Genomic DNA, 12,374 nt, shown 5'->3' with positions numbered 1-12,374 from the left:
GCCCCGCAAAGCAGTTGAGTGCGCGTCACCTGCTGAGACGGCGATATGCACTCAGGTGCCTCAGAAGTCCCTGCTTGTCGCCTCGGATCTCGCTCAGGCGTGCAATATTGAAGTGAGCGTCGGCATGAGTGGGGTTGAGCTCGATGCATCGTTCATAGGCTTGCACCGCTGCGTCGTAGCGCTCCAGTTCTTCCAGAGCGACCGCGCGATTGAAGTGCAACAGAGCGTCCTGCGGAAAATGCTCGAGCGCCCGGTCAAAGACGGACAATGCCTCGTCGTACTTCATCCCGACCTCGCAAAGCAGGACGCCCAGGTTGTTATAAGCGTCGTAGTGCGGGGTCGGCGATAACTCGAGCACCTTTTTATAGGCCTGTTCAGCACCGATGACGTCGCTATCGGTAAGTTCCTCTGCAAGAGCAAACCACTCCTCGGTTTGCTTTTCCCGGCCAACGATGTTCCGGGGCGCAGCGTCGAGGAACGCCACTTCGCCCTTGACAGGCGCCACTTCCAGATCGAGCAGAAGCTGGCCCGAGGTCGCATCCCATTGTGATTCACCTGTCTTGACGACCACCGAGTCACCGACAGCCGTGATGCGGATGCCGGTCAGTGGAAGCTCTTCAGGCAATTCCGCTTTGAGCCGCGCAAGCGCTCGTAGAATTTTGCGCGACGCGATTTTGGCCGACTGAAGCTGGAAAGCTGTGCGCAACAACACGACGTCGCGGAACGTGAACCGGAGCTCGTTACGACGACCACGTGACGGTTGCACGAATCCAGCGTCTATCAGGCCGGACAGCACTCGTCGTGAGACACCCAGCAGCGACTGGAGACTGCGCAACGAGTAGTCGTGCGAGGCATTGCGCCTTTTCACTTGCGCGCCCGCACCTTGGCCGGAGCCGCTTCTTCAACCTTGGCGGGCGCCCTCTTCGCCGGTCGCCTCGGTTTGGATGCGAGCTCATCTGAAGCGGCTACGGGCGCCTTTTTTACGGGCGCGGCTTTTGCGGACGCGGCCTGTTTGGTCTTGTTGCGGCCAAGGCTCGCACGAAGGGCTTCCATCAGGTCAATCACTTCGGCGCCCGACTCCATGCCCGGTTCGGCCGGAGACACGATCTGCTTGCCGGCGATTTTCTGGTCGATCGCTGCCAGAATCCGCTTCTTCTCCTCATCTTCGTATGCCGTTGGGTCATACGAATCTTCGGAAACCTGGTCGATGATTTGCAGCGCGAGCTGCAACTCGGTGCCCGTCACTGCTACATGCTCGATGTGCAATTCGCTCAGCGAGCGCACCTCGTCCGCGAACAACAGTTGCTGAAACACCATGCCATCTTCGGCTGAGCGAATCTGGACGATGCGCGTCTTCCCTTTGTATGACCATTTTGCGAGCGCACACCGTTCGCTTTCGCGCATCGCCTGCTGAAGCAGACTGTACGGTTTGCCGCCGCGCTTGTCTGGCGCGATGAAATAAGCCTTGTCGTAATACAGCGGGTCCACTGACCTCTCCGGTACGAAGGAGACAATCTCAACGACATGCGTTGCGCCTTCCTCGAGCGCTTTCAGTTCGTCTGGCGTGAAAACGACGAACTGGCCTTTCTCAAACTCATAGCCTTTCTTCATGTCGGCTCGCGCCACGACCTCGCCTGTCGCCTCGGAGATGTACTGCTGTTTGACCCGCCCGCCGTCAGGCGTCAGGAGATGGAATCCCACACCTGAAGCACTGTCGGTCGCCGAGTAGAGCTTGACCGGAATTGATACCAGACCGAAGGAAAGCGTCAGAGACGCAATTGAACGCGCAGCCATGACTGTCTCCCGATAACCGGCGACCGCTGGTCGCACAAACTCGGTTGGATCGCACGAAGGTGAACTACGAAGGTGAACTGTGCTTGGGGAATTCTACGGCGTTTTAAGGCGCTAACGCCCGGTGAGATCGCAAAGCATAGGTTGTGCCTATCGGTATAGATCTGGGCCCGCTACCCGCGCCTTTGGCATTTTGTCCGGAGAGTATGCTTATATTTGGGGAAGCGGTCGCATCTGAAACGCCTGTAGGACTAACGCGGGAGGCTCGCACATGGATCCCCGGGACGAAGAATTCGTGCTCGCTGGAAGCCTCAAAGAGCTGCGAGCGAAAGGACGGTGCATCGTCCAGGGTGGACATGGTCCGATCGTCGTGATCTGCGACCGCGAGCGTGTCTTTGCCGTTGATAATCGGTGCCCACACATGGGATTCCCGCTCGAGCGAGGCACTGTCGAAGACGGCATCCTGACCTGTCACTGGCATCATGCCCGCTTCGATCTGGAAAGCGGCTGCACGTTCGACCTTTGGGCAGATGATGTCCCCAGCTACGCGGTCCAAATACGCAATGGCGACGTCTGGGTCGCAACCAGGTCTGATCATCCCGATGCTGCCGCGCACTGGCGTCAACGCCTTGCGGATGGCCTCACACATGACCTTGGACTTGTCATCGCCAAAGCCGTGCACGGCCAGCTCGCCGCCGATGTACCAAGGGTCGATATCGTGCGGCAGGTCGCGCTGTTCGGAGCGCAAAACCGTGACGGCTGGGGCGTTGGTCTCACGGTACTCACAGCGCTCAGCAACCTGTTGTCCGTGCTGCCCGCAGACGAAACCTATCTCGCCCTGTTCCACGGCGCGCGCCGTGTAGCGGCGGACTGCAACGGCGAGGCGCCGCGGCGCGAACGTACGCCGCTTGCGAGCCGGCCGGAGCCCGCCATGCTCGATCGTTGGCTGCGCCTGTGGACAAACGTGCGCCACCGCGAGGCGGCCGAGCGCACGCTGTTGACTGCGATTGCCGCCGGTCTCGCACCCGCCGTGCTCGCGGATGCGTTGCTGTCCGCCGGGACGGAGCGGGCCTTCGCGGACTCCGGGCATTTGCTCGACTTCATCAACAAGGCGTTTGAATGCCTCGATCTGATCGGCTGGGAGCACGCGTCGGCTGTGCTGCCCACTGTCATCGCCCAGATGGTAAGCGCCCGGGGTGCCGAGGAATCGACCGCGTGGCGCCAGCCCCTCGATCTCGTCGCGATGTGCGACGAAGCGGCCAGCCAGATCTCGAACCTCTTCGCTGCCGGGCGCAGCGTGCGAGGCTGGTCGGATCACGCGGCGCTTGCCTGGGAACTGCTTTCAGACGATCCAGCGAGAATCATTGACTCGCTAAAGGAGGCGATCCGCGCAGGCGCTGCGTCTGCCGACCTGGGACAAGCCCTCGCTTACGCAGCGGCGTTGCGCGTGGCCCGCTTCGGCAATGCCAACGAGTACTCCGACTGGGAGACCGCGCATCATGTGTTTACCCATGCCAACGCGCTCCATCAGATTCTCAGGCGTGTCGGGGACGCAAGCTTCGACACTCGGGTCATCGGCGTTCGCGGCGTACTGCACGGAGCCATGGCGCTCTACCTGGCGAGATATCTGAACGTTCCGCCCGCCCGCATCCCGGGCGAGGACAATGATCCGCTCGACGACCTTCCTGCCGATGAGGGGACGATCCGAACGGCCTTGCTCGACGCTTTCGACCGGCAGCGCCAGGTTGATCTTGCGGCGAAGCTGGTGGCGCGCCATCTTACGCTCGGTCATCCGCCGCAGGCGCTCATTGCCACGCTTGCGCTTGCCGTGTTGCGTGAAGATGCCGGCTTTCATGCCTATCAGATGCTGGAGGCAGGCGTTCGGCAGTTTGCTGCATGGGGCAATACTGCCGAAGGACGGCACATTCTCATTGCAGTCGTCCGCTATCTCGCGGCCCATTCACCGACTGAACGTGGGATGCTGCAGACGGCCGACATCGCGCGGCGGCTGATGCTGGGAAGTGAACTGCATTGACCTGCCAATCTCGCTAATGGTGTCCGTCCGGACACGTTTTAAAGGAAGCTCCCCGCGGGTTCATGCAGCACGCATAAAAGCGGCGCAGCGCCGCGTAGAAAACACCAAGCAATTTTTTCTTATGCGGCTGCCCCATTCTCTTCATTACTTACTTTTAGTTTGCGTTACATTTAGTTACCGGTATTCTCCGTGCCAAGTTTTTCTGCTCTATCTCAGTAGGCCGCATACGTAATTCGAATAATGTTGAGAAAACAAATTCTGCTTCGCGAGGCACGAAGCGAAATAGTCGGCAACACGACCAGGCTCACCAAGGTTGTACACGTCAAGGAGGGCGATTACGTTTGCTATCAGGGGGCAATAGAGTCGCCGCTGATCTTCCTCGTCGAGGGACAGCTCCGCGTGTCGACATACTCCGAGGATGGTGTCGAGCTCCCGCTCTACGTTGTCAATCCCGACGAGTGTACGGGCGAGATTTCGATCCTCAACTGCGCGCCGACCGTGGGCAATGTAATTGCTACGAAGGGCAGTATCGTCGGCCTGCTCGACCGGGCGCACGCCCGACGGCTTCTCAGCGACCCGGACGTGGCGCGCGCGCTGAATAACCTGATCGCGAGTCGCGCCAAAACGCTACTCGTGGCGCGCAGTTCGCGAAGCCAGCCGCGTGCGGATGCGCGTGTGACCGCCGTGATCGAGGCGGCCATCAACCAGAGTGCGTCCTTCGATTCATCGCTAGTCGAACTGCCCAATCAGGTCACGATTGCAGCGATGGCGGGCGTGAGCCGCGAGACGGTGTCGCGTGTGATCACGTCGCTCGAAAAGCGTGGGATTGTCGAACGGGAAAGCAAGGCGATCCGTATTCGGGATCGTGTCGCGTTGCACCACCTCGCAACCGGCCGGACGCCAAGTTGAAGCGACTCAGGGTCGCGCAGAGATCCGTACCGGTTTTTGAGTCAGTGCCAGCACCGCCGCACTCAGGTCACGGATCATCTGACGTGCCTGCTCCGCATCCAGTACGAAGCCACGCTGATTCGGTGCGACAGGGCTCGCCGGAAACCTGTCCGCGTCGAGATGGACGATCACGTTCAGGCTCGTCGAATCGATGCGCCATCGCTGTACCGTTGCGAGCGTCATATTTCGTGCGTCTTCGTCGTGTGCCGTACCGCTCTTTACCTGTTGCATACCAAGGGCTTCTGTCAGTGTGCGCAGAATATGCGCCAGCGTTCGAGAGAAGCTGTGATCGCAATCACAAACAGGTCATCATTGGTCAAGCGGGATGGCTTTCGATGGACGTCGATGTGTGAAAAACTCGGCCGCTCAAGCGATGTGACTAACTGATCATCTACAAGCGAGCGTGGGGATTGATCGCGAAGAAGCAGGCAGATTGATTGCCGGTGCGAATGTTTAATGGTGCCCATGGGCAGGATCGAACTGCCGACCTCTCCCTTACCAAGGGAGTGCTCTACCACTGAGCCACATGGGCCGTCTAGATGACGTAACGCTGGAGCGGGAGACGAGGCTCGAACTCGCGACCTCAACCTTGGCAAGGTTGCGCTCTACCAACTGAGCTACTCCCGCATTTGGCTCCCCGACCTGGGCTCGAACCAGGGACCTACGGATTAACAGTCCGGCGCTCTACCGACTGAGCTATCGGGGATCAGGCTTTGTGAAGCGGACCGGATTGTACAACATCGGTTATGCAAACGGAGCAGTGACATGATCTTTCTGAGCGAGAAGTTCGGCTCGTGGTATTCGCCCAACACGAGACAGCCGAGCTGCTGCGTTCCGGCAGCAGCCACTATCGTTGTTACGGTTGGCGTGCCAGCGTGCCGCGATAACCAGCAAACGAAGCAAGCGGCAATTCCGTGGCTGGGCTGAAGGGCTGCCATGCAACGCCGGGCGCGTTTTCAAGCACCGAACCGACGTGTGGAGCACCCAGCGCGATGCTCAATGATGGAAATGTCCAGTTCCAACTGGCCGGGTGCAGGTCCAGTCGATGCACGCTGGCCGGCACCAGTCCGTCGTCTCTCCTGGCTGCCCAGTTCGTGACTTGGCTTGCATAGTCGCGCCACACATTCGTGCTGGCCAGATCGACGGCCAATGGTGCAACAGACACCACGGCAAACCACAGCGCAACGCCGAACGTCACGGCGCACGCTTCGAACCTCCATACACTGAGAGCAATGAGCGGCGGCAACCAAAGCAGGGTCAGCACGCGCGAGTCGAAGCTGATCTGCGCATTGAAGAAATCGAACCGTTCATGCCAGCATAGATAACTGATCGCAAGCAGCACCGCGACCAGCAGCCCACGTGTTTTGGGTACTCGCAGTCCGATAAAAAAGCACAACGCTGCAAACATACTCATGTCAAATACTGCGTTTTGCACCGTATGAGCGAGCCCATGCAGAAACGCGCCCCGGTTGGCCGGATCACGCGGATAAATGATCCAATACGCTGCAATTGCAGCACCGAGCACCCATAGTGCAATACAGAGACAAATAAGGCCCAGCACCAGGTAACGTCGCTGCCGTGCGAGAGCAGTCAATTGCGCACGTGAACGAAGTACCAGGATCAAACCGAAGAGCGCAAGTGTGACGGCTTGGGTTTCGTACATGCGCGTGAGAAGCACGGATAGCGCAATCGGTAACAGCCATGCGGCCGAAGAAAATCGGCCAGGCTGCAGTAAGTATGCGAGCATCGGCCACGCAAGCGGCAATAGGAACTGACTTTCGCCGACCAACAGAAAGTCGCTCGGCAGCGCAATCGACAGCATGCCGAATAGATAGCCTGGTAGCAGCGCGGGGACTGCCCCTTTTGTCACCTGCACGCGCACAATCAGGTAGGCGGCTATGAAAGGCAGCACATAGCCGAGCCCGAAAATGAAGCGGAGCAGTACGGCATTCGACAAGCCCCAGTGAAGGGCCAGCACTAGCGGCCATTGACCCAGGTCGTACGAAAACTGCCGCGACCATGCGATATGGTTCACATCGCGTGAACGCAGGATTTCAATGAAAAATGATGCGCCATCGGCGGAGAACTGTTTATTCGACAATACCGACCATAATAGCGTGCCGAGGATCGCTGCGGCGAGACAGTCGAGCGGAAGCAGCGGCGAATAGCAGGATTTTTGGTGCAGTCTGGGTGAACTCGCTAAAGTCATGTGGCTAGTTCTTATAGGTGTTATTCGGGGTCGAGGGTGTGGCTTTGTCGGTAGCCATGGAAATCGTTGTTGGCGCGAGGCCCCGATCCACTTCTGATAAATCGACCGAGCGCGCTACTCCTCAATGCAATCAGGAAGGACGGATCGTACAAGATGCTCCTTCACATTGTCGACGGTCTGGGTGTGCATCTCGATGGACTGGCCCTGGCCCGTGTTGAGTCCGACGGCGTTCGGCTTAGTTTGACCCCTTGCTGCCAGTCGGACCGGTGCCGTTCCAGGGGCAGGTATCGGAGCGGAACCGTCGCTCCGCTCCGTCCATTGAGGACAATTGATTGCCCTGAGCCGTCGTTTGCTTATCGGGTTGCCCACTCGGATAAGGGTCGCTTTCCAGTCATCCGCAGGTTGGCACTGGCGAATGTGCTGTCTCGCGGAGTCGCGTTCTTACAACCGCCCCGATCCGGTTATCGGGACGCCACGCCGGGCGAAGACCGTTCGCGGTGAGCATTCATGTTAGATATCGCACGACAACTTAGCGCGAATGGAATGCATCGAGTCTTCCAGTTCCTGGTCACTTACTTGGTGTCGCCCGACATCAAGCAATCCGGATGAATGCGGGTCACAACTGGCGTATTGCAGATTTCGTCAATAATCGAACGATAGACGTCGATAAGGCACTTCTTTGGCTTATATGTATTGCCGCTTGTATAGCCATTCCTTTTGCTCGCGCTTCAAACCTTTGCAGCCGTCCCCGAGATTATCAGTGAACAAGTTGCGATAATTAGTGGAAAGTGCATCGTTCAGATATCACAGCAGTGCGCGGCCACAAATAGCCTTTTCCGCTTGCGGCAATCGAACGATGTCGCGCTCGCCCACGGCGGTGCGAGCATAACGGCCAACAACGCAAGCGCTTTAAACATATCCACCCGAGTCCAGACGACAAGATGCCTGCAACTGGATCGCAGGCATCTCCTGTTTCTTCAGTTTCGACTGACAGTCGTCAATCCGGCACTTATAGCGAATCCACCGGCTTTGCCTTTTCCGAAGCCGACGTCGGCAGCGCTGCGATCTTCCCCGCGCTCGCCAGCTTGACGAGGCCTTCACCGATCTTCGCCGTGCTGACCGCTTGCGCGCTCACCGACGCTGCCACATCCTTCAGCGCCGCGAGGCGCGGAAGCAACGTGGGGTTCTTAGCAACGCCCGACACCAACGCCTGGCTGCCGTCGGCCAGTTGCTTGTCCTTCAGGACGCCGAGCATGTACGTAAATGCCGCATTGCCGAACGACTTCAACTGGTCCTTGCTCATGCCCTTCAGCTTTTCCTGAATGTCGTTGCTGGCCAGAGCCTTTTGGACAGCCGTCGCTTCGTCATCGCGGATCTTGTTCAGCGCGGCCTGCTTTTCGGCGGGATCGGCGATGCTGTTTGCCGTTGCAAGCGCCTCTTCCTGCTTCACAATGTCCTCCCTAGTTTCGACTGCGCGGAAGATGTGGCGCGACGCGGTGGCGATCATCGCGTCCGCGTCCTGCGCGGTCTTGATAAAGAGATCGATATCGCCTGCCGAGACAGTCCCTGCCGATGCACCACCACCCACGCCTGGAATCGCAGCAGTCAGATTGCCAATACCGAATGCCTGCGCTTGCGGTGCCTGGGTAATCAACGCGCTCGTCAGCAGTGCGCCAAGCAGAACGGAATACTTCTTCATTTGATGTGGTCCTTTGTGGGTATTGCGTGTTAGTTGGTTTTGAGTAACTGCTTGATGACACCATCGAGGCTCGCACGCGTATCCGCGTCGAGATCAATGTTCTGCAAAGAGGTGACGTTCGCTGCATCGGTCGAGGCGGGAAACCCGTCTGTTGTAAAGCCGTGTTCGAGAATGGCCTGCCCGAACACCGTGCCCGCCGCTTTCTGCCGATAGGCAAGTCGCACGTTGTAGGCCGTCGCGCACACGCCGCCGTCGCACCGCGGCTCTTTCTGGTCGATCCGGTTCAACGCCTCCAGACAGCGGTCGTACACAGCCGCCTTGAGTTCGAGCGTCTTCGAAAATCCGGACTGACCATTCACCCGCTCTTTCACGAGTGCAGCGAGCGTCGGATCGACAAGCATGATCGGAGCGCGCGCCGCGCTCGCATAAGCAAGCTGGTTGAAGCGCTCGAGCGAAACAGAGCCGATCTGATTCTTGTCCGACGGACAGAACGCGAGGCGTTGCGCGCCCACACCTGCGTTTGCGACACTATCGATTAGCACAACGTCGCCGTTCGATGGCCGGGGTGGCTTGCCCGCGACGGGCAACACAGCCGACGCCGTGACCTTGCTGTCATCGCGGCTCACGACGTTCGCATCCCAAACGGGCACGAGCGCGTTCTCGGCAATGTTGCCGGGACGGCCAGCGTCGTGATAGACACGGAACGAATCGCCCGGCTGCAGGTTCATACCGGGGTCGTCCACCTGAAACGTATCGGAAGATGCGTCAGTGACTTTCAGCGTCACCGGCTTGAAACGCACCTCCTTGCTAAAGCGGTCCGCCAGATCGCTTAGCGCGTTTTTCAGAATGACTTCCTTGCGGTCCGCGACGTTGAAACCCGACTGGTTCGTCACCGTATCGTCGATACGCTGATTGACGTCGGCCGAGTACAGCACCCGTCCGTCGCGCGAAAGCAACTCGGCGAAAGCCCATGCCTGATAACTCTGACGGGTCTTGTAACTGAGGTTCGTCGCAAGCGAATAGTGGCGCGCGGGCGGCAGCACCATACGGATAAAGTAGTCAGGCAGCGCTCGATTACTGTTGACCTCATGCCCGATATCCGTATGGCTGTCGATCGACGCCTGCACCTGGCTGAAGTTCGCATTTAGCGGCAACGTTGCAAACGGCGCATTGCCGCCGAGCTTGTCTGTAAAGAGCTGCGTGCTGACTGCATCGGAGAGATCCGTGTTGCCATCGCTCACAAGCGCCAGCACGCGCGGCTTTTTCACATCGGACAAGGCCATTGTGCTCGCACGGCTGAACACGGTGCCGCTCTTCGGTGTGCCGAGCACGGGCACCGCGACGGCATAGTTTTGTCCAGCGAATTCCACCCGGACTTCCGCATCGCCGGCGTCCAGCACGTCGCCCTTGCCGATGCCTGCCTGATAGCCCTTGTCGAGAATCACGAAACCCCGCCATGTGTCGGCTGCCGTGGCTTCGACGACATAGGGGTTGAACTGGCTCGCCGCGGCCGTCAGCGTGCTGTCCAGCAGCGCGGCAAAGCCCGAGCGAAACGTCGCACTCACCTTCGCGTCGACATCGGCCCGCGCGAGCGAGCGCTGAACTGTCATCACGTCGTAGCGCGTCTGGCTAAATGACTGAAGCACTTCGCCAGTCACCGGGTTGCTGAAATAAACGCTCAGCGTGATCGGCAAATAGATGTCCGTGGTGCCATCCGTCTTGTCGATTTGGTAACGCGAAACGCGCGTGACCTGCACCGAAAGAGCCAGTGTGCGCAGCCGGTTCTTGCTGTCGATGGTCGCTTCGAGCACAGGAAAATGCGCTTGAGCCCGCTGCTGCAACAATGCGACGGTTTGCCCAATATCCATTGATGAACGGAAACCCGGGTCGATTTTGCTCGCACCGGGTGACTGCGCCGCGCCGCGAGGGGCATCGTCGAAGAAAATACCGGGCACGACGTACAGACCGACGGAGGGCGATGCCTGCACCTGTTGCACAGAGCCCACGAATGCAAATGCGGCAATAAGAGAGATCGCCTTGGCGCGCATGTCAGTGGACCGCCTTCTTGCAGCCGTTCATGCACAGCGTGATCATGCTGCCGTCGACCGCCGAGTCGAGGCTCGCGAATTGCGGATTGCCGCCCAATGCCGTCGCAATCGCTTGATCGAGGGGATCGCTGCCCTTGTAGGTGGCGACCACTTCGACCTGCCCCGCACCTGCCTGACGTTGCACCGCCTTATCGAGGCCCGGCACCGTCTTCAACGCTTGAGCAAATGCCGTGCGCGTCATCAGCGAGAGATTGTCGCCCGTTAGACGGATCGTGAATTCGGCGCCATACATCGTGCGCTTCTTGACGAACTCCTGGATGCGCTTGCCGACCTGGTTACCGAGGCTGCCCGCCAGCTTCACCGCAAGGCGTGCCCGGCAATCGTCCGACGATGCGCCAATAGCCGCTTCCGACTGCGTTGCCGAGCCGATGTCTTCGCCCGTCTTTGTCGAGAACGTCTTCGTGCTGGCCACCCCCGTGCACGACTCCTGGCCCGAGTTCTTGTCGACGCCGAGATCGTAGATTACCGACGAGCCGATCATCAGATAGTCGGCCGTCGCGTCCTTGCGCGCATAGTCGACATACTTCGTCAGTTCTGCGCCGTTCTCCAGTTGATCGAGCGTGATTGCACGATCGCCGAAGTAACGGCTCCTGAAGAGCGCGTTGTCCAGTACCTTGATGTCGAGATCGCCAAGCTGCCCTTTAAGTTCGTTATACGTGTAGTTCTTTCTGTCAGGCCCAGTGTTCTGCGGCTGATACTTGACCAGCTTCCGGAAATACGTGTTGTCGTGATCTTCCGCATTGATGTTGTGAGCGTAGGCCGATTGTGATGACGAAGCCGCTGCGACCTTACTGCTTGCAGCTGCCGCGACCTGACGCGACGCTGCGCCCGCTGCCTGGTGACTGCTTTCACCCGACGCATCGAAACGCCCCGCGTCGCGTGCGCTGATAGCCGCTGCGCCGCCATAGCCGTCCTGTGCTGCGCCTGCGACGCGCGTGTCATGTGCAGCGCTCACACGGTTCGCGGACTTGTCGTTCACAGCGAACGCGGCCTGCTCCTTCGACGCATAAGCGGCGTTGCTGCTCGCCGCAAAGGCCGAACTTTTCGAGCTCGCGGCGGCTTCATTTTCGTTGTAATGTGAGCCTTCTTCGTGACGGAACTCGGTCAACTCTTCGAGCGGAGCGCGCAGATTGGTCGGCGTCGTGAAGAACTCGTCCATCATGACGAGAATAGGTTGGCTACGCGTGGTAGTCGTATTCAGCGCAAGACCCAGGTCGCTGATTTCACCGCGCAGGGCCTTGTCGTCCATGCGCAGTGTGACACTCACCTGGTATTGCCCATCGGCCGACGAGGGTGTTACATCAAAGAAGGAGTTTTCACCAACCTGCACGACGAGATCGTCGAGTTTCGTCTGCACTTCCGGGTTCCGACTCGCACCCGCCCCGACTACTTTGTCCAATGCGGCGAGCACTGCATTGCGCTTCGCCTGTCGAAGTGCGGAGGTGCGTACGGAGTTCACATCACCCGTGATGGCGGCCGTGCCCACACCACGCGCTTCAATGTCCATTGCGTGTGCGACGGGCGTGAGTACGATCGCCGCCATCGCGCAGCCCAGCAGCTTCTTGTTGAAAACTATCATGTTCG

General features: G+C 59.2%; 9 protein-coding genes and 3 tRNA genes. 2 read left to right on the top strand and 10 right to left on the bottom strand.

Annotated elements, in window-relative coordinates:
- Window positions 1–25: 25 nt before the first annotated feature.
- Window positions 26–868 carry a tetratricopeptide repeat protein gene (locus tag AB3X95_RS15935; RefSeq protein WP_176379767.1) on the bottom strand — a complete coding sequence of 281 codons (843 nt, stop codon included), beginning with the start codon at window positions 866–868 and terminating at the stop codon, window positions 26–28.
- Complete coding sequence (locus AB3X95_RS15930; protein ID WP_368621859.1) at window positions 865–1,794, bottom strand: Ku protein; 930 nt, start codon at window positions 1,792–1,794, stop codon at window positions 865–867. The genes AB3X95_RS15935 and AB3X95_RS15930 overlap by 4 nt, the downstream gene beginning before the upstream one ends.
- 268 nt (window positions 1,795–2,062) lie before the next feature.
- Here AB3X95_RS15930 and AB3X95_RS15925 point away from each other — a divergent pair, with 268 nt between their 5' ends.
- Entirely contained in the window at window positions 2,063–3,826 is a 1,764-nt protein-coding gene (locus AB3X95_RS15925; protein WP_176368465.1) for a Rieske 2Fe-2S domain-containing protein, read from the top strand.
- Window positions 3,827–4,066: 240 nt separating this feature from the next.
- A complete protein-coding gene (locus AB3X95_RS15920; protein ID WP_176368464.1) occupies window positions 4,067–4,735 on the top strand; it encodes a Crp/Fnr family transcriptional regulator in 669 nt (222 codons plus the stop codon).
- A gap of 6 nt (window positions 4,736–4,741) precedes the next feature.
- Here AB3X95_RS15920 and AB3X95_RS15915 read toward each other — a convergent pair whose 3' ends face one another.
- The 8 genes from AB3X95_RS15915 to AB3X95_RS15880 form a co-directional block, all read right to left on the bottom strand.
- Window positions 4,742–5,005 carry a hypothetical protein gene (locus AB3X95_RS15915; RefSeq protein WP_368621858.1) on the bottom strand — a complete coding sequence of 88 codons (264 nt, stop codon included), beginning with the start codon at window positions 5,003–5,005 and terminating at the stop codon, window positions 4,742–4,744.
- A 226-nt stretch (window positions 5,006–5,231) separates the two neighbouring features.
- A tRNA-Thr gene (locus AB3X95_RS15910) sits at window positions 5,232–5,306 on the bottom strand.
- A 19-nt stretch (window positions 5,307–5,325) separates the two neighbouring features.
- Window positions 5,326–5,401 (bottom strand) — tRNA-Gly (locus AB3X95_RS15905).
- Window positions 5,402–5,404: 3 nt separating this feature from the next.
- A tRNA-Asn gene (locus AB3X95_RS15900) sits at window positions 5,405–5,480 on the bottom strand.
- 150 nt (window positions 5,481–5,630) lie between these two features.
- Window positions 5,631–6,983 carry a hypothetical protein gene (locus tag AB3X95_RS15895; RefSeq protein WP_368621857.1) on the bottom strand — a complete coding sequence of 451 codons (1,353 nt, stop codon included), beginning with the start codon at window positions 6,981–6,983 and terminating at the stop codon, window positions 5,631–5,633.
- 1,009 nt (window positions 6,984–7,992) lie between these two features.
- Complete coding sequence (locus AB3X95_RS15890) at window positions 7,993–8,682, bottom strand: hypothetical protein (protein WP_368621856.1); 690 nt, start codon at window positions 8,680–8,682, stop codon at window positions 7,993–7,995.
- A 29-nt stretch (window positions 8,683–8,711) separates the two neighbouring features.
- Window positions 8,712–10,688, bottom strand: a complete 1,977-nt coding sequence (locus AB3X95_RS15885) for a hypothetical protein (RefSeq protein ID WP_368621855.1) — start codon at window positions 10,686–10,688, stop codon at window positions 8,712–8,714.
- A gap of 43 nt (window positions 10,689–10,731) precedes the next feature.
- Complete coding sequence (locus AB3X95_RS15880; RefSeq protein WP_368621854.1) at window positions 10,732–12,369, bottom strand: hypothetical protein; 1,638 nt, start codon at window positions 12,367–12,369, stop codon at window positions 10,732–10,734.
- Window positions 12,370–12,374: the final 5 nt, after the last annotated feature.

It is taken from the genome of Paraburkholderia sp. BR13444 (assembly GCF_040948755.1).
Lineage (GTDB): Bacteria > Pseudomonadota > Gammaproteobacteria > Burkholderiales > Burkholderiaceae > Paraburkholderia > Paraburkholderia youngii.
This window is presented reverse-complemented; position numbering and strand designations above follow the sequence as displayed.